This window comes from Candidatus Tenderia electrophaga, assembly GCA_001447805.1.
Taxonomy (GTDB): domain Bacteria; phylum Pseudomonadota; class Gammaproteobacteria; order Tenderiales; family Tenderiaceae; genus Tenderia; species Tenderia electrophaga.
Genome location: CP013099.1, coordinates 1,740,217 through 1,759,171, shown reverse-complemented (window position 1 = coordinate 1,759,171; position 18,955 = coordinate 1,740,217). Strand labels below are relative to the sequence as shown.

Sequence of the window (18,955 nt, the reverse complement as noted above, 5' to 3'; positions counted from 1 at the left end):
GTATTCTAAACGGTTTACGGACGCGGGGAAACACGCGTCAAGCATAGACCAGGTTGACATGGTCATTCCCGGCCAACTCGCCCAAACGCAGCAGCAGTTCGTCGGTGGGCCGGACCTGCCAGGCGTTACCCAACACCAGTTTGACCTGGGCGCCCTGGCCGGCGTAATCCAGCCACACCGGACAGCCGCCCTCGTTGAAGGGCTTGAGGATTTGCCCCAGGGAATCGACGAAGCCGTTGGCGGCCTGCTCGGGGCCGATGCGGATCTCCAGGCGCTTGGCGAAACGCTCGCGCGCCTGCTCAAACTCATAGACATGGTCGCTGCTCATGCGAAAACCGCCAGAGTATTCATCCACGCTGACCGTGCCCTCCACCACCAGCACCCGGTCTTTGACCAGCAGGTCACGGTATTTCTGATAGCCCTCGGAGAACACCGCCGTCTCAATGCGGCCGGTGCGATCATCCAGGGTGACGAAGGCGATCCGGTCGCCACGCTTGGTGTTCATGGTGCGTACCGCCACCACCAGGCCGGCGATGATGACGGTCTGATTGCGATCCGGGTTGAGCCCGGCCAGGCGGCAGCTGACGAAGCGTTCCAATTCGGTCTCGTAACGATCGATGGGATGCCCGGTCAGATACAGCCCCAGGGTCTCTTTTTCCCCCTGCAGCCGCAGCTTATCGGGCCAATCCTGTGCGTGGACGAAGTCCACCAGGGCGTCATCCGGCTGCGGCGCATCGAAGCCGAACATGTCGGAAACGCCGGCATTACGATTTTGATGAAACTGCTCGGCGGTCTGGATGGCCGCCGGCAATGAAGCCATCAGGGTGGCGCGATTGGGACCGAGCCGGTCCAGGGCACCGGCGCGGATTAGGGCCTCCAGCAGACGGCGGTTGGCCTTGCGCAAATCGATACGCTTGCAGAAATCGAACAGATTGCGGAACGCACCGTGGTCTTCGCGTTCCGCGATGATGGCCTCCAAGGCCCCCGTGCCCACCCCTTTGATCGCCCCCAGACCGTAAAGCACCGAGCCATCATCGGCCACCGTGAACTTGGTCATGCAGCGGTTGATGTCGGGCGTCTGCACGGTGAGCTGCATCTGACGACATTCCTCGATGAGCATCACCACCTTGTCGGTGTTGTCCATATCCGCGGACAGCACCGCCGCCATGAAGGCGGCCGGGTAATGGGCCTTGAGCCACATGGTCTGGTAGGAGACCAGGGCGTAGGCGGCGGAGTGGGATTTGTTGAAGCCGTACCCGGCGAACTTCTCCATCAAGTCAAACAGGGCGCCGGCCTTTTCGGTGTCGAAGCCGCCCTTCTGCGCCCCGGCCATGAAGAGCTTGCGCTGCTTGGCCATCTCTTCGGGTTTCTTCTTGCCCATGGCGCGGCGCAGCAGGTCGGCGCCGCCCAGGGAGTAGCCGCCGATGACCTGGGAGATCTGCATGACCTGTTCCTGGTAGACGATGACCCCGTAGGTGGGGCCGAGGATCTCCTCGGTCTCCGGGAAGGGATACTCCACCCGGGCGCGGCCGTGCTTACGGTTGATGAAATCGTCCACCATGCCCGACTCCAACGGGCCGGGGCGAAAGAGCGCCACCAGGGCGATGATGTCTTCGAAGCTGTCGGGCTGCAGGCGTTTGATCAGGTCCTTCATGCCGCGCGACTCGAGCTGGAACACGGCGGTGGTCTCGCAGTTCTTCAGCAGGCGGAAACTCTGTTCGTCATCCAGGGGCAGCTGGGTGATATCCAGCGGCGCCTCGCCCTGCTTTTGCCGCAGGTCATTGACCGCCTTCAGAGCCCAGTCGATGATGGTCAGGGTGCGCAGGCCGAGGAAGTCGAACTTGACCAGGCCCACCGCCTCGGCATCGTCCTTGTCGAACTGGGTGACCAGGTTGGCGCCGCCGGGCTCGCAATAGAGCGGGCAGAAATCGGTCAGCGCCGTGGGCGCGATCACCACGCCGCCGGCATGCTTGCCGGCGTTGCGCGCCGTACCCTCCAGGGCGCGGGCCATTTCGATCAGGGTGTTGACGTCCTCGTCCTGCTCGCACAGCTCACGCAGCTGCTCTTCCTGTTGCAGGGCCTTCTCCAGGGTCATGCCGATCTCGAAGGGGATCAGCTTGGCAATGCGGTCCACCAGGCCGTAGGGATGACCGAAGACACGGCCCACGTCGCGCACCACGGCCTTGGCCGCCATGGAGCCGTAGGTGATGATCTGGGAGACCTGGTCGCGGCCATAGGTCTGCACCACGTAGTCGATGACCGCGTCGCGCCGGTCCATGCAGAAGTCGACATCGAAATCGGGCATGGAGACCCGCTCAGGGTTGAGAAATCGCTCGAAGAGTAGGTCGTATGCCAATGGATCTAGGTCGGTTATTAATAGCGCATAGGCCACCAGGGAACCGGCGCCCGAGCCGCGCCCCGGCCCCACCGGGATGCCGTTGCGCTTGGCCCAGGCGATGAAGTCGGACACGATCAGAAAGTAGCCGGGAAAGCCCATCCCCAGGATCACGTCCAGCTCGATCTGCAGGCGCTCCCAATAGGGCCGGCAGCGTTGCTCGAAGTCGGGCGCCGCCGGGTCGAACAGCAGGCGCAGGCGCTGCGTCAGACCGTCGCGGGCGCGCTGGCGGAAATACTCATCCTCGGTCATGCCGCCGGGAATAGGGAAATCGGGCAGTACATACTTGCCCAGGGTCAGGGGCAGATTGCAGCGCCGCGCGATCTCCACCGTGTTCTCGAGCGCCTCGGGGATGTCGCTGAACAGTTCCACCATCTCCTCGGGGGTGCGCAGATACTGCTGGTCGGAATAGTGCTTGGGCCGGCGTTTGTCGTCCAGCGTGCGGCCGTCATGGATGCAGACGCGCACCTCGTGGGCCTCGAAATCCTCGCGCTTGAGGAAATGCACATCGTTGGTGGCCACCACCGGCACCTCGGCCTGACTCGCCAGGGCCACGGCCTGCTGGATATAAAACTCCTCGTTTTCGCGGCCGGTGCGCTGCAGCTCCAGGTAATAGCGCTGCGGAAACAGGCGCTGCCAGTCGGCCAGGAGTTTGGCGGCCTGCTCCGGGTGGCCACTGATCAATTGCTGACCCACATCGCCTTGCCGCCCACCGGACAGGGCGATTAGACCGTCACTGCTGCCCTCGAGCCAAGCGCGCTGGATGGTGGCCATGCCGCGGTGCTGGCCTTCGCGATAGGCGCGCGTGATGAGACGGCTGAGATTGAGGTAGCCCGCGCGGTTCTGACACAGCAACACCAGACGGCTGAGTTGGCCATGATTCTCGTCCTCGAACAGCCACAAGTCCGCCCCCATGATGGGCTTCAGGCCCTCGGCCAGGGCGGCCTTGTAGAACTTGACCATGGCGAACATGTTGCACTGGTCGGTGAGCGCCAGGGCCGGCATCCCCGCCGCCCGGGCGGCCTTGACCAAGGGCTTGATGCGCGTGATGCCGTTGACCAGCGAGTATTCGCTGTGGACGCGCAAATGGATGAATGAGGGTGCGGGCATGGCGCTCATATTAACCTAAATACGCGTCAGCAAAAAACGCATGTGGCGACGAAAGATTTCAATAAACAACACGAACAACTACAGGTAACTGAATGTATTAATTACATTATTGTCATAAGCCGTGAACTGCGCGGCGGTGCTTAAAGCAAGCGCTGCACCGGACCGAAACTGCGCCGATGGATCACGCTCACCCCGTGCGATTGCAGCGCCTCCAGGTGCTGTTTGGTGCCATAGCCCTTGTGACTGGCCAAGCCGTAGCCGGGATAGAGTCCATCCAGTTCGATCATTTCTCGGTCGCGGCACACCTTGGCCAGAATGGAGGCGGCACAGATGGCCGCTACACTTTGGTCACCCTTGATCACCGCCTCGGCGGGACAGCCGAAATCCGGACAACGGTCGCCGTCCACCAGCACCCGTGCCGGACGCAGCGCCAAGCCGGCCACGGCGCGCTGCATGGCGAGCATCGTGGCGTGCAGGATATTGAGGCTGTCGATCTCATCTACATCGGCGCGGCCGATCGCCCAGGCCAGGGCATGCTGCTTGATCAAGGGCTCCAATGCCTCGCGGCGCTCCGGGCGCAACAGCTTGGAATCCACCAGCCCGTCGATGGGCATGTCCGGGTCCAGAATCACCGCCGCCGTCACCACCGGCCCGGCCAGGGGGCCGCGCCCGACTTCATCCACGCCTGCGATCAGCATTCTCCCCAGTTCCATTTATCCTCCCTTCGTGATTTGTGATTTTATATGCCGCAACGATATTCGGAAACCGCCAACCATTTCACCAAGTCGTCGGCGGCCACCGGCCGGCTCAAATGAAAGCCCTGGGCGTAATCGCAGTTGAGCGTCTTTAACATGCTCAGGATATGCTCCGATTCCACCCCTTCGGCCACCACCTTCAGACCCAGGTTGTGGGCCAGATCGATGGTGGCATGCACGATTTTGGCATCATTGTCCGAGCTTTCCATTTCCATGACGAAGGAGCGGTCGATCTTGATCTCATCCACCGGCAGGCGCTTGAGATAGCTGAGCGAGGAATGACCGGTGCCGAAATCGTCGATGGAGAGGGAGATACCCATTTCGTTGAGCCGCTGCAGGATGATCATGGCACGCTCCGGATCCAGCATGGTGGCCTCTTCGGTGATCTCCAGCGCCAGGGCCGCAGGCGACAATTGGGCCTTGACCAGCGCCTGTTCGACCTTAGCGGGCAGCGACAAGTCATATAACACCCGCGAGGAAAGATTGACGGCGATTTTCACATCAATGCCCTGCTCCTGCCAGCTGCGGTGTTGCTGCAAGGCCGTGTGGATTACCCACTCGGTCAGCGGCCCGATCAGGCCGCGCTGTTCCGACATGGGAATGAACTGATTGGGCGGTATCAAGCCCTGTTCTGGGTGCTGCCAGCGCACCAGCGCCTCCACCGAGGCGACACAGCCCTTCTCCAGATCGAGCTTGGGCTGGTAATAGAGCAGCAGCTGATCATCATCGATGGCGCTGCGCAGTTCCGCCTTCAACGCCAGCTGCTTGACGCTGTTGCGGTCATAAGCGGGATCATAGACGGAGAAATCGCTTTGGATATGCTTGGCCACGTAGAGCGCCACATCGGCGCGGCGCAGCAGGGTCTCGGCACTGTCGCCATGCTCCGGAAACATCGCCAGGCCCAAGGTGCCCGCGACCACGATCAAATTGCCGTCCACGTCCACCGGCGCTTCCAGCGCCTCGGTCACGCGCCGGGCGACAGCGACCGCCCCGTCCACACCGCCCAGGTTGGGCAGCAGAAAGGCGAACTCGTCGCCGCCGAGACGGGCGACGGTGGTCTCTTCCGCCTCCAGCAGGGCCTTGCCCGGCTCTTCGCCGGTATTGTCTTCGCCCACGCGGGCGATGGTGGAGGAGGCGCGAAGGATACGCTGCAGGCGCAGGGCGATGTGCCTGAGCAATTCATCCCCCAGATGGTGCCCCAGGGTATCGTTGACCTCCTTGAAACTATCCAGATCCAACAGCATGACGCCGAAACGCTCGCTCTTGCGCTTGCTCAGCAGGATGAGCTGCCTCAAACGGTCGAGAAACAGGGCACGGTTGGGCAGCGCGGTGAGCTGATCGGTGAAGGCCAGGTCTTCGTATTCCTCATAGGCAACGGCCAGTTCCCGACTCATGTCGTTGAACACCTGTACCAGCTCACGCAGCTCGGCGTTGGCGGGCAACTCGATAGGCCTGCCCAGATTGCGTCGATCGCTGCGCACCAGGTTGAGCTGATTGATAAAGGCACGCATGGGGCGAAGCATGGACTGCTGCAACACCCACAGGGTGAACAGCACCATCACTAAGGTGATCACGCCGGCCAGGGTCATGAGCAGATTGCGGCTCTCCGTTACCTGCTGGTTGAACAGGTCCAGATCGTGCTGCACACTGACCTGGGTCAGGCGCCCCCCAGCGCCGCCCTGCAGCCAGTAATGGGCGGTGATAAAGTCCTGGCCCGCCGCGCCGCCGCGCCAGGCATGAGAGCGGTAGACCCGATCGCCGTTGACCGAACTGAGCCTGACGGGCATGTCGAGAAACTGTTCCAGATTGACCATGTTCGCCAACGGGTCCGTGACCAACTGCAGATAGCCCTGCTGTTGGATACCGCCGACGGGCACGATGAGGGAAAAATAGGCGCGCCCTTTCCATTGGCACAACCCTGAAAGGATCTTGATATGCTCGGCGCCGCGCCGCTGTCTGGCCCGCGCCAGCAGTTCTTGGCAAATGATGCCGACCTCGCCCCGTGCCGAAGGTCCGAGCTGAGACCAGGCGACCACCTCGTAGGACGTGTCGTAGGCATAGAGCTGCACCCACTGCTGTCCCATAAACTTTTACACCAAGCATAGCTGCCGTATTTCCAGAGCATTTTGTTTTGGCGGATCACCACGAAGTAATGCCATCAGGTCTCTTCGTAGAAACAAATTCAGATGCAATAATCGCAACATACTTTGTAAGGACCATCCTAGCTTGGCACTGAATTTCAAATAGGCCAGTATCAAATAGGTACAGAGCGCGATCCATATCTGCGTCATAATGGCATTCTTGCTATTGCCCACGAAGGCCTTGATCTTTAGATTTTGTTTGATCCATTTGAAGAATAATTCTACTTGCCACCGTTCTTTATAAATCTCTGCGATGGTCTGTGCACTTAAAGCGAAATTATTTGTCAGGAACTCATAGGCTTTTCCGCTCTCAGGATCTCGATAGCCAATTCGTCGTAGCTTTGGCATGCCGATCTTTTTTGGCTTAACACCTGTTAAAACGATTGTTTGATCCGATGTCAGTCCTTTGGATTTATCGACGGCTCTTCGCTCTTCAATCTTCCATATGGCATTCTTCCTGATCCGGGTAACAAAGAAAATACCCTTGTTATTAAGGGCCTTAAACCATTCATAGTCCGTATATCCTTTGTCAAAGACGACGATGCTGCCTTTGCTATAGTGGAGTGTTCTCCCTATTTCTATATCGGATGCTTTACCTTCGGTAATAGCTGCGAAATTCGGGATGTATCCATCATGATCTAAACTCAGGTGGAGTTTCATTGCTGATTTTCCCAAGGCATAGTGGGCCCAGGGAAATATTTTTAGTGATAAGTCAATCAAGGAGGCGTCTAATGAATAGAGCTTGTTCTTGAAACGGAACCGGTGGCCGGACGTCAGCTTCTGACAGTTGGCATAAAGCTTTGCAAACAAGGCCTCATATAACTTAGCAGGTTGCTTTTCATTTAATCTGGCCAGGCTTGAGCGTGCAATGGGTTTGGCTCCTAAGTGATAAAGACGACTGGATTGTGCGCTCATATTGCTCTCAATATCCCTTAGGCTATGGCGGCCTGCCAATTGCCCCAGAGACAACGCGACAAACTGGGACCAGCGGCTTGTTTTCCGCAACTGTCTACCTTCATGATGCGTTTTTGAGAGGCTTTCAAATTCATGTCTCGGTACGAATTTTAGCAATTGTGCGAAAATAGTATTATGATGTGCCATGGCTTAAATCTCTCTGTTATTACAGTGTTTGGTCGCACTTTCATTGTAACAACTTGTTGGGATTTAAGCCTTTTTTATTCCATGTTTATGGGACAGCAGTGAGCTGCACCAGATTGAGCACGCCGGAGGTGACATGGTAGCGCTGAAACTGCTGCCCCAGTATCTGCGCCAGGCGGTCATTATCCTGCGCCGCCAAGGCCTGCCGAAAGTCGGCGTCGGTTTGGATCGCCGCCGCCAGTTCAGCGCTGGCTTCGCGCACCTGCTGCATTACCCGTTCGGTCTCGCGCGCCAGCACCTCTTGCAAGGACTGGCGCTGGCTGTCGAGGGCGGAATCACGATACACCTCCCACGCTACCAGCACCAAAATCATACTGGTCAGCGCCATGAAGATGACCATAACGGTACGCAGTGACAGGCGTGTAAAACTCATTTTGTTGTCTGATTGATGATCGATTATTCGAGTTCTGAATGTGAGCTAGCCCGCATTTCTCACCGGGGTTGCGGCTCAGGCGCAGGATTCGCGTGCGTGGGCGCCGTGCTGGAGCGCTTCTCCGGATAGACGGCATAGATATCCCATTCACCCGTTTCGCGGCCGTAATCCGCCAGCGCCTGGTACTCCTCGAAGCTCAGGCTTTTGGTGTCCTGACAACGTTTCAGGGCCGTATCAAACTCCTCAGGCGTCTCCATCAACAGTCTGGATGACAAGACCGAGGCCATGTCATGGCAATTGGCCCGCTGTAATTCATCATAGCGACGCTGATCGTATTTGGGATGCTCCTTGTCCACGCCGCAGGCGGACAACAGCACGACCCCGATCAAACTGGGAATGAACCTTCGTAACATACGCGCACGACTTAAGTGATGAATACCCATGTTCTGACACAGGCTGTGAACACGTCCCGCTACGCTCGACGGCCGCGGCCCTGCGGCCAGCGGTTTCGGCACATCGGTACTCATCATGAAAGACTTGTTAGTAGATTTGTGCATTGGCATTTTCATCAGCTGGGTGAATCCGTTGCGACGCCGGCGGCGGTTAATTCCAGCACCGCCCGGGCGGCCTTGCGGCTGGCGTCCTGTTTAAGGGTGCGATGAATCCGGGTGAAGCGCTCACCGATGGCCGCGGCGGCGTCCTCATCGCGCAACAATCGAAGCACCTCGGCGGCCATATTGGCGGCCGTGGCCTCGGCTTGAATCAGCTCCTTTGCCAACTCCTCCCCGGCCAGAATATTGGGCAGGGAGACATAGGCTGTCTTGACCAGGCGCCGCACGATGGCATAAGTCAAGGGGGCGAGTTTATAGCTTACCACCATGGGTTTCTTGAACAGCATGGCCTCCAGCGCCGCGGTACCGGAGGCCAGCAGGATCACATCCACCGCGGCCATCACCTCGCGCGAACGACCATCGACCAGGTGAAAGGCGGGGCCGTCCGCCGAGTCATCGCGCAGCGCCTCTACGTAACTGCGGATGGCGGGCGTAGCCAAGGGCATGACGAACTCGACACCGGGGTGCTCTGCCGCCACCCGGCCTGCCGCGTCGAGCATCAAGCCGGCCAACTGCTTGGCCTCGGACATGCGACTGCCCGGTAGCAAGGCCACGAGCTTTTTGTCCTGCGGCAGCGCCAACCGCTGGCGGGCGGCGGCGACATCGGCCTGCAGCGGGATCATCTCCGCCAGGGGATGGCCCACGAATTCCACCTTCACCCCATGGTGGCGGTGAAACTCGGCCTCGAAGGGGAACAGGGTCAGCATCAAGTCCACGGCGCGCGCGATCTTCTTCACCCGGTACTGGCGCCAGGCCCACACCGAGGGGCTGACATAGTGCACGGTCTTGATGCCGCGCGCCTTGAGCTTGCGTTCAACGGTGAGATTGAAATCCGGCGCGTCCACTCCGACGAAGACATCGGGCGGATGACGGCTGAAGTGTTCCACCACGCTGGTTTGGATGCGTTTCAGCGCACGGTAGTGCGCCAGCACCTCCACCAGTCCCATCACGGCCAGTTTTTCCGCCGGATACAGGGCACGGCAACCGGCCTCGACCATGGCCGGGCCGGCGATACCTTCGAATTGCGCGTCGGGATGTTCGGCCTTGATCGCTGTGATCAATCCGGCGGCAAGCAGATCCCCCGATGCCTCGCCTGCGATAATGCCTATTTTCATTGACCTTTGGGTAGCTTGTTAGGGCCTGTGAATAGACCCTTTATCTGACGATACCACGCTCGGATTGGGCGATGAACTCGGCGAACGCAGCGACCTCGGCGAACGCGTCTTTGCACTCGGCCAGTTGTTCCAAGGCCTTGGTGACGGTAAGACCAGAGCGGTACACGATTTTGTAGGCCCGCCGCAAGGCCTTGATGGCCTCGGGGCTGAAACCGCGGCGGCGCAAGCCTTCCGCGTTCAGACCGTGAGGCTGGGCCGGCTGGCCCGACACCATCAAATACGGCGGCACATCCTTGGCGATGGCACTGCCCATGCCGATGAAACTGTGGGTACCGATGGTGCAAAACTGGTGAATCAGGCAAGCGCCGCCCAAGATGGCGTAATCCTCGATGTTGACGTGCCCCGCCAGGGTGGCGTTGTTGGCGAAGATGGTGTTGTCGCCGACCATGCAGTCGTGGGCGACATGGACATAGGCCATAATCCAATTATCGTTACCGACGCGGGTGTAGCCCAGGCCTTGCGCGGTGCCGCGATTGAGGGTGCAGTATTCACGGATCACATTGCGGTCGCCGATCTCCAGGCGGGTGGGCTCGCCATTGTATTTCTTGTCCTGCGGCTCTTCTCCGATGGAGCTGAATTGGAAAATGCGGTTGTCCTGACCAATGCGGCAAGGCCCTTTGATGATCACATGTGGGCCGACCCAGGTACCGGCACCGATCTCCACATCAGGACCGATGATGGAATACGGACCAATGCTGACATCGTCTGCAACGCTGGCCTTGGCATCGACGATGGCGCGCTCATCTATCACAACTACACATCCCTTTCAGCGCACATCAATTCAGCCTCGCACACCACCTTGCCGTCGACACAGGCGAGGCCGTCGAATTTCCAAATGCCGCGCAGGGTGCGCGTCAGCTTCACCTCCAGGGTAAGCTGATCGCCGGGCACCACGGGCTGCTTAAAGCGCGCCTTGTCGATACCGACGAAATAGTACAGCGACTTTTCCGTCGGCGTCTGGGCGGTGGACTTATAGGCCAGAATACCGGTGGCCTGGGCCAAGGCTTCGAGAATCAATACTCCCGGCATCACCGGCCGATGGGGAAAATGGCCGGGGAAACAAGGTTCGTTGTAGGAGACATTTTTGATGGCGGTGAGATAGTCGTTCACCTTGTAGTCGATAACCCGGTCTACCAGCAGAAAGGGATAACGGTGCGGCAGGTGCTTGAGCACCTCATAAATATCCATGCTGTTCAATGAGTCATTACCTTCTTGCATTATCCATTTTCCCAATAGCGTTCAGTTATCTTCAAGCTTTTTTTCCAGGGCCTTGAGCCGGCGGGCCATGTCGTCTAGCTGGCCGAAGCGGGCGGCATTGCGGCGCCATTCCTTATTGTCGGCCAGCGGGGTCCCGGAGGAATACAGGCCGGGCCGTCTAATATTACCAGTGACCAGACTCATAGCGGTAATGTAGACATCGTCCACGATCTCCAGATGGCCGACGATGCCCACCGCGCCGCCGATCTGGCAACGCTTGCCGATGCGGGTGCTGCCGGCGATGGCGGTGGCGCCGGCGATGGCGGTGTGGGCGCCGATACGCACGTTGTGGGCGATCTGGATCTGATTGTCCAGGATCACACCGTCCTCGATCACCGTATCCTCCAGGGCGCCGCGATCGATGGTGGTGTTGGCGCCGATCTCCACGTCATCGCCGACCACCACGCCGCCCAGCTGCGGCACCTTAACCCAGGCGGCCTTATCCTGGGCATAGCCGAAGCCGTCGCTGCCGATCACCGCGCCGGGCTGCACCAAGCACCGGCGGCCGATGCTGACACCGTCGCCGATGGACACATTGGCCGTCAGCCGGGTAGCGTCGCCGATGGCAGCGCCACAGCCGATGACACAACCCGGACCAATCACCGCAGCGGCGCCAATGGTGACATTGGCACCGATAACACAGTGGGCGCCGATGGCGGCACTGGGGTCTATGTGACAGCCGGGTTCAATGACGGCGGAGGGATGGCAACCGTTCGGCACCGGCGCGGGCGGATTCAGCAAGGCCGTCACCCGCGCATACACGAGATACGGGTTCTCGGAGACCAAGGCGCTCACCGGGCAGGCGTCCAGATCGTCCGCGGCGAGGATGACGGCGCTGGCCCGGGTGGTCGCCAGATGACGGCGGTAACGGCGGTTGGCGAGAAACGCGATCTGGCCCGGCGTGGCGTTTTGCAGGGTCGCGACGCCGCGGATCAGACACGCGCCGTCGCCGTGCAGCTCGCACGCTAAGCGCGCTGCGATTTCAGCCAGGGTCATCGCCACCGCGCCGCCCGCTTATTTCAGACGTTCGAGAATCTTGTCGGTCACATCGACCTCGGGGCTGGCATAGGAGACACCCTCGAACAGGATCAGATCGAAATTGTGATCCTTGCCGTAACTCTGAATACTGTCGCGCAACACCTCCCACACCTTGGCCATTTCCTGGTTACGGCGGATGGTGAAATCCTCGCGCAATTCGGTCTCTCGCAAACGCAATTCCCGCTGCGCCGACACGATTTGGCGTTCCTTTTTCTGTTTCTCGTCGGCGCTCATGAAGGCGCTGTCCTTGAGAAACTGCTCCTCGCGCTGGCGCAACTGCTGCTGGGCCTCGAGGATTTCCTGCTGGCGCGGATCGAATTCTTTCTTGATGCGCTCGGCGGCGGCCTGGGCCTGGGGTGATTCCTCCACCAGACGGGTGCCATTGACAAAGCCGATCTTGAGATCGGCGGCGCCCGCGGCAAACGGCGCCAGCAAGGCAACCAACATCAATAGATTCGCGGTGAGTTTTTTCAAAACAACGTCCTCCTGAATTAAAAGAGTGTGCCCAAGGTGAACTGGAACGGCTCAGTTCTGTCTCCGGGCTCATCATTCAAAGGTCTGGCCAAACTGAATGATAACGGCCCAATGGGTGACAACCAAATCAGCGACACGCCGGCGGATTGTCGCAACTCCGAACTTTCGTACTTGTTGATCTCGTCGAAGACACTACCGATGTCCCAGAACACACTCATACGGACCGTGCTGTTCTGTTCGGAAAACGGTGGCGGGAAAATCAGCTCGGCGCTGCCGACCACGCGAAAATCACCCCCCAAGTTTACATCATTCTCGCGCGGCCCCAGCGTATTGGCGCGATAGCCTCGCACCGAATGGGCGCCGCCGGCGTAAAAACGCTCAAAAAACGGCAGTTCGGTGGTGTCACCGTAGCTGTCGCCGTGATTCAGCTCCAACTCCAAAGAGGCGGTGTAGCGCTTGGACAGCGGATGGAACCAGCGCGTCTTGGACGTCACCTTGTAGAAGGTCAATCCACCGGCGGGCAGGGCCACGTCCGTGGTCAGCGACTGCACCACCCCTTGCGTGGCGAAGACGGTCTTGTTGCGGGTATCGTGAGTCCAGCCCAGACTCAGCTTGTAGACATCGAAATCATCACTGTTGGCGGCCAGAAAATCGATATACGACGGTGGCGTAAACACAGTCGTTTCGATCTCGGTGTTGTCATAGCCGACGCCGAGACGTAGCGTATCGTATTCCGACATGGGAATCCCGTAGGTTATGGAACCACCCCAGACATTGGCGATGTAGTTGGCCAGGTTGGCCTCGGCGGCATCGGTCTTGCGATAGGACAGGCGCACACTGCGACTCACACCGTCCAGGGTGTAATAGGGATTGGTATGGGAAAAACTGTAGATCTTGTTGGCCGCGCTGGTATTGACCTCGGTGCTGACGCGCTTGCCGGTGCCGAGAAAGTTCTCCTGGCTGACACTGGCATTGAACAGCATCCCTTCACCCCCGGAATACCCCACGCCCAGCATCAAGCTGCCCGACGGCCGTTCGGTGACCGACATATTGACGTCAACCTGATCGCTGCTGTTCGGCACCATGGGTGTTTCCAGGGTCACCTGATCCAGATAGCTCAAGCGTTGCACGCGCACCTGTGAACGATTCAGTTTGCTGGTCGACACCCACGCCCCTTCCATTTGCCGGAATTCGCGCCGGATGACCTCGTCTTCAGTCTTTTCGTTACCGGTGATATTGATGCGCCGCACATAAACACGCTTACCGGGGTCGACAAAAAAGGTCAGGGCCACCTCCCGATTTTCGTTATCGATCTCGGGTATGGCATTCACGTTGGCAAAGGCGTAACCCTCATTGCCGAGGCGCTCGGTGATGGCGCTGCTGACGGCATTCACTTCACGGCGCGAAAACACGTCGCCGGGCTGCAGGTCGACCAGCGCCTGCAATTCCTCACGGGGCACGATCAGATCACCGGCCAGCTCAATGGACTCGATAGTAAATTGTTCCCCCTCATGAATATTGAGGGTGATAAACACGGCCTTCTTTTCCGGTGTGATAGTGACCTGGGTGGACTCGACATTGAAGTTGATATAGCCGCGGTCCAGGTAATACGACTTGAGGGTCTCGATATCGGCCGACAGTTTCTGGCGCGAGTATTGATCGCGGTCGCTGAACACGGCATAAAAGGCGGGGATACCAAGCTCAAACTCATCCAGCAATTCTTCTTCGGCAAAGGCCTCGGCGCCGATGATATTGATCTTTCGAATCAGGGCCACTTCGCCTTCTTGAATATTGATGGTGACGTCGACCTGGTTTTCACCGGTCTCGTCGACCACGGTCTCGATCTCCACGGCATAGTAGCCGCGCACGAAATATTGGCGTTGCAGGTCCTGCTTGATCCGGTCCAGCAGCGAGGCGTCCAGAATCCGCCCTTCCACCAAGCCGGCCTTTTTCAGGCCTTCCTGCAAATCCTCAGTGCCCAACTCGTTGTTGCCGCTGATGGTAATGGAGGCGATGGAAGGACGTTCCTGCACCTTGACGATCAGGGTATCGGCGTCGCGCAGCAGCACCACATCCTTGAAAAAACCGGTCTTATACAGGGCCGAAATGATCTGCTGGGTGGTGGCTTCGCCGATGCGATCGCCGATCTCGACCGGCAGATAATTGAATACCGTCCCTTCGCTGATGCGCTGCAGCCCTTGCACCTTGATGTCGTCGACCGAAAACTCTTCAAAAGCGGCGGCAAGACTCGTCCAAGCGAGGGCAAGACACATCAACAACAAGGTTAGCGCTCGTCTCATTGCGGCTTTAACTGACAAAGAACCGAAGAATATCGTTATAAAAGGCAAGCAACATCATCCCTAACAGCAAAGCAATACCGATCTTCTGGCCCGTGATCTGGGCCGCATCTGATACCGGACTGCCCTTGAAAAACTCGACTATGTAGTACATTAAATGGCCGCCGTCGAGCATGGGCACGGGCAATAAATTCAACACCCCCAGGCTGATGCTGACCACCGCCAGAAAGGTTAAGAAAGAGACAAAACCGGCGCTGGCGGAATAGCCGGCGTAACGCGCGATACTCAACGGACCGCTGAGGTTAGACAGGGAGACATCGCCGGTCACCATCTTGCCCAGCATGCGCAAGGTCAGAATGGACATATCCCAGGTCTTCACCGTCGCGCTCAATAGCGCCTCGGCCGGACCGTAACGCACCTCGGACTTCAACTCCTCGGGCAACTCCTGCAGCCGCACGCCGGCACCGATCTTGCCCACATCCCCTTCGACGCGGGCCGGGGTCAAATCCAGATTAATCCGTTCGCCGTCGCGTTCGACGCCGACATTTATCGTCTGTTCGGGACGGGCGCGCACATAATCCACCCATTGCTCCCAATCCTTGATCGCCTCCCCGTCGGCGGCGACCACTCTGTCACCCACCTCAAGCCCGGCGCGCTCCGCCGCCCCGTTGGGCGCCAACTTACCGATCAAGGCGGGAATCAACGGACGATAGGGACGAATGCCGATAAAGTCCAGCAGCCCGCCGCGATTCAGGTCTTCCGGGATCTTGTCGAAGCGGATTACCCGTTGGGTCTCGGCGTCGCTCTGCGCCGGCGCTACCCGCATAACCACCTCACCGCTGTCCAGGGCATGCTCCAACATGGACACCACCACCACCGACCAAGTGGGCGTCTCGCGGCCGCCGACGGCGACGATTCGATCACCGGCCTGCATGCCGCCCTGGGCGGCGATGGAATCTTCAGCAACTGTCCCAACGATGGGCTTCATGCCGGTGACGCCCAACACGAAAATCAGCCAGTAGGCGATGATGGCCAGAATGAAATTGAACAACGGTCCGGCCAGCACCACGGCGAAGCGTTTGCCCAGGGGTTGGCGATTGAAGGCGCGATGCAGTTCATGCGGCGCCACTTCGCCTTCGCGTTCATCCAGCATGCGCACATACCCCCCCAGGGGAATGGCGGCGATCACGTATTCGATCTGATCCGGACCGGCGGTCTTGCTCCACAGCGGTTTGCCGAAGCCGACGGAAAAACGGAGCACCTTGACGCCCGCTTTGCGGGCCACCCAGAAATGGCCGAATTCATGCACCGTGACCAGGATGCCGAGCGCGACGATGAAGAAAAAGACTGACGATAAAATTGTGCCCATAGATAATTCTATTATTTAATTAATCAAGCGCCCGGCGAATGCGCGCGCTTCGCGATCGGCATCCAGCACCTGCTCCAAGGAATCCGCCGCAGCAGGCGGCAATGCATTCAATGTCTGCTCCACCACGGCGGCGATGGCGGTGAACTTGAGACGGCCGTCGAGGAAGGCGGCAACGGCCACTTCATTGGCGGCGTTCAATACCGCCGAGGCGCTGCCGCCCCGCTCCAAGGCCTCGTAGGCCAGGCGCAGACAAGGGAAACGCGCGAAGTCGGGCGCCTCAAAGTCCAAGCGCGCCACTTCGAACAGGTCCAGCTGATTGACGCCGGCGGCAATGCGCTCGGGCCAGGCCAGGGCATTGGCGATCGGTGTACGCATGTCGGGACTGCCCAACTGCGCCAGCACCGAGCCGTCCACGTATTCCACCAGCGAATGGATCACACTCTGCGGGTGTATGACCACCTGAATCCGCTCCGGTTCGGCGTTGAATAACCAACGCGCCTCGATCACCTCCAGGCCCTTGTTCATCATGGTGGCCGAATCCACCGAGATCTTGCGTCCCATCACCCACGTGGGATGGGCGCAGGCCTGGTCCGGTGTCACGGCCTCGAGCTCGGCCAGATCGACACTGCGAAACGGACCGCCGGACGCGGTCAGCAAAATGCGCCGCACACCGTCGTGAAGCATATCGCCGCTGTAACCGGGCGGCATACACTGGAACACGGCATTATGCTCGCTATCCACCGGCAACAACACGGCGCCATTCTCACGCACCGCGTCCATGAAGATCTGGCCCGAGACCACCAACGCCTCTTTATTCGCCAACAGGATACGCTTGCCGGCACGCGCCGCCGCCAATGCCGGCAACAGCCCGGCGGCACCGACAATGGCGGCCATGACGCAATCGGTCTCGGCCAAGCTCGCCACCTTGACCAGCCCCTCTTCACCGGCCAGCACCTCGGTCTCCAGGCCGGTCTGCTGCAACTGCAGCGCCAAGGCCTCGGCGGCCGCCTCATCGGCCATCACCGCGTAATCCGGCTGGAATTCACGGCATTGCGCCGCCATTCGGTCGGCGTCGCTGTTGGCGCTCAGGGCCACAACACGATAGCGATCGTCATGGCGCGCGATCACATCCAGGGTGCTGACGCCGATGGAGCCGGTGGATCCGAGTACGGTAACGCCGATCATCGTGCCCCTCCGAACAGGCTCAAGCCCAGGGCGAAAATGGGTGCCGCCGCGGTCAGGCTATCGATACGATCCAGCATACCACCGTGGCCGGGCAGCAATTGGCCGCTGTCCTTCACGCCGACGCGGCGCTTGACCAGACTTTCGAACAGATCACCGACGATGGAAAACAGCACCACCACCAGGGACAAGAGGACAAAACCGGCGATACCCAACAGCGGCAACTCAAAACCGAAGGCGGCGATGAGCGAGAACAGACCCGCCGCGACCAAGCCGCCGACGACGCCTTCGACGGTCTTGCCGGGGCTCACCGCCGGCGCCAGTTTATGCCGACCCAGCTTGCGGCCGACGAAGTAGGCGCCGCTGTCCGCCGCCCAGATCAGCACCATCACGAACAGCATCAGGTAGGGACCGTCGGCGGAAAAGCCGTGAATGCGGGTCAGCGCCAGCCAGGTCGGCACCAGCACCAGGATACCGACGAGCATACCGATAAAGGTATCCCGCGCCTTGATACCCTTGGCACCGCGATAAACAAACACCCATGCGGCGCCCACCAACCACCAAGCGCCCGCCAGGGCGAAGATCATGAACCCGACACCGGCCAGCTGCCGCGCGCCGAGATGGGCCAACAGCAACAAAGTGACGATCATCAAGGCATACGCGGTTTTCGTCACCACGGAGTTCAACCCGATCAGACGGCCCCACTCCCAACTGGCGATCACCACGAACAGCGCCAGGATCAAGGCCAACACCTCGGTATTCAAGCCCAACACAGCCCACACCACCAGTGGTATGAGCACCAGTGCCGTCAGCAGACGTTGCTTAAGCACTTCTGATCTGCTCCACCTGATCGCCGGTGCGTCCGAAACGACGCTGGCGACTGGCGAACCAGTGCAGGGCCGCATCCAGTTCATCCTTATTGAAGTCGGGCCAGAGGGTGTCGGTGAAATAGAGTTCACTGTAGGCCAGCTGCCAGAGCAGGAAATTACTGATGCGCTGCTCGCCGCCGGTGCGGATAAACAGATCAGGCTCGGGCATGTCGGCCAGGCACAGCTGTTGATGAATCAAGTCTTCGGAGACAGCCTCGGCGGCGATCTCGGCGGCCGCGATACGCCCGGCAATGGTCTTCACCGCCTGGGTGATGTCCCAGCGACCGCCGTAGTTGGCGGCGATGGCCAGCTGCAGACCGGTGTTATCCTGGGTCAAGGCCTCGGCCTTGTCGACCTCGCCGCGCAGCTTGCCGGAAAAGCGGCTCAGATCGCCGATGATCCTGAGCCGCACATTGTTCTGATGCAGGCGTTTGGATTCACGCTGCAGGGCGAGCATGAACAACTCCATCAGCAGCCCCACTTCCTGTTCCGGACGGCGCCAGTTTTCGCTGCTGAAGGCGAACAGGGTGAGCACCTTGACGTCCAGCTCACCGCAACGCCGCACAATGGCGCGCACCGACTCCACGCCGGCACGATGCCCCGCCACGCGCGGCATATGACGGCGCTTGGCCCAACGCCCGTTACCGTCCATGATGATGGCGATGTGGCGAGGGATCTTGCCGTAATATTCTTCCGCTTGTGGGCCTTCAGACATGCGCTTACCTACAGGTATGGAGCAAATTGCACTGAA

At 59.6% G+C, this 18,955-nt stretch carries 16 protein-coding genes; all 16 read right to left on the bottom strand.

What is annotated here, in order from left to right:
- Positions 1 to 37 precede the first annotated feature (37 nt).
- Positions 38 to 3,505 carry a DNA polymerase III subunit alpha gene (locus tag Tel_08120; GenBank protein ALP54779.1) on the bottom strand — a complete coding sequence of 1,156 codons (3,468 nt, stop codon included), beginning with the start codon at positions 3,503 to 3,505 and terminating at the stop codon, positions 38 to 40.
- Between the two features lie 140 nt (positions 3,506 to 3,645).
- Positions 3,646 to 4,218, bottom strand: coding sequence for a ribonuclease HII (gene rnhB / locus Tel_08115; GenBank protein ALP53126.1), 573 nt, complete (start codon positions 4,216 to 4,218; stop codon positions 3,646 to 3,648).
- Positions 4,219 to 4,244: 26 nt separating this feature from the next.
- Positions 4,245 to 6,344, bottom strand: a complete 2,100-nt coding sequence (locus Tel_08110) for a hypothetical protein (protein ALP53125.1) — start codon at positions 6,342 to 6,344, stop codon at positions 4,245 to 4,247.
- A gap of 6 nt (positions 6,345 to 6,350) precedes the next feature.
- Complete coding sequence (locus Tel_08105) at positions 6,351 to 7,502, bottom strand: transposase (GenBank protein ID ALP53124.1); 1,152 nt, start codon at positions 7,500 to 7,502, stop codon at positions 6,351 to 6,353.
- An 85-nt stretch (positions 7,503 to 7,587) separates the two neighbouring features.
- A complete protein-coding gene (locus tag Tel_08100; GenBank protein ID ALP53123.1) occupies positions 7,588 to 7,932 on the bottom strand; it encodes a hypothetical protein in 345 nt (114 codons plus the stop codon).
- A gap of 59 nt (positions 7,933 to 7,991) precedes the next feature.
- A complete protein-coding gene (locus Tel_08095; GenBank protein ALP53122.1) occupies positions 7,992 to 8,345 on the bottom strand; it encodes a hypothetical protein in 354 nt (117 codons plus the stop codon).
- Between the two features lie 155 nt (positions 8,346 to 8,500).
- The gene (locus Tel_08090; GenBank protein ALP53121.1) at positions 8,501 to 9,658 is read right to left on the bottom strand and encodes a lipid-A-disaccharide synthase; all 1,158 of its coding nucleotides are present in this window, start codon (positions 9,656 to 9,658) and stop codon (positions 8,501 to 8,503) included.
- 40 nt (positions 9,659 to 9,698) lie between these two features.
- On the bottom strand, positions 9,699 to 10,469 hold the full coding sequence (locus Tel_08085) for a UDP-N-acetylglucosamine O-acyltransferase (GenBank protein ALP53120.1): 771 nt from the start codon (positions 10,467 to 10,469) through the stop codon (positions 9,699 to 9,701).
- Between the two features lie 2 nt (positions 10,470 to 10,471).
- Positions 10,472 to 10,936: a beta-hydroxyacyl-ACP dehydratase gene (locus Tel_08080; protein ID ALP53119.1), complete on the bottom strand. Its 465-nt coding sequence runs from the start codon at positions 10,934 to 10,936 to the stop codon at positions 10,472 to 10,474.
- Between the two features lie 21 nt (positions 10,937 to 10,957).
- Positions 10,958 to 11,971, bottom strand: coding sequence for a UDP-3-O-(3-hydroxymyristoyl)glucosamine N-acyltransferase (locus Tel_08075; protein ALP53118.1), 1,014 nt, complete (start codon positions 11,969 to 11,971; stop codon positions 10,958 to 10,960).
- 18 nt (positions 11,972 to 11,989) lie between these two features.
- The gene (locus Tel_08070; protein ALP53117.1) at positions 11,990 to 12,487 is read right to left on the bottom strand and encodes a hypothetical protein; all 498 of its coding nucleotides are present in this window, start codon (positions 12,485 to 12,487) and stop codon (positions 11,990 to 11,992) included.
- A gap of 17 nt (positions 12,488 to 12,504) precedes the next feature.
- Positions 12,505 to 14,805 (bottom strand): outer membrane protein assembly factor BamA, encoded by a 2,301-nt coding sequence (locus Tel_08065; protein ALP53116.1) that lies wholly within the window; start codon positions 14,803 to 14,805, stop codon positions 12,505 to 12,507.
- Entirely contained in the window at positions 14,795 to 16,153 is a 1,359-nt protein-coding gene (locus Tel_08060; GenBank protein ALP53115.1) for an RIP metalloprotease RseP, read from the bottom strand. The genes Tel_08065 and Tel_08060 overlap by 11 nt, the downstream gene beginning before the upstream one ends.
- Positions 16,154 to 16,168: 15 nt before the next feature.
- Positions 16,169 to 17,338 carry a 1-deoxy-D-xylulose 5-phosphate reductoisomerase gene (locus Tel_08055; protein ALP53114.1) on the bottom strand — a complete coding sequence of 390 codons (1,170 nt, stop codon included), beginning with the start codon at positions 17,336 to 17,338 and terminating at the stop codon, positions 16,169 to 16,171.
- Positions 17,335 to 18,165, bottom strand: a complete 831-nt coding sequence (locus tag Tel_08050) for a hypothetical protein (protein ID ALP53113.1) — start codon at positions 18,163 to 18,165, stop codon at positions 17,335 to 17,337. Before Tel_08050 ends, Tel_08055 begins: the two co-directional genes overlap by 4 nt.
- The gene (locus Tel_08045; protein ALP53112.1) at positions 18,158 to 18,919 is read right to left on the bottom strand and encodes a hypothetical protein; all 762 of its coding nucleotides are present in this window, start codon (positions 18,917 to 18,919) and stop codon (positions 18,158 to 18,160) included. The genes Tel_08050 and Tel_08045 overlap by 8 nt, the downstream gene beginning before the upstream one ends.
- Positions 18,920 to 18,955 lie beyond the last annotated feature (36 nt).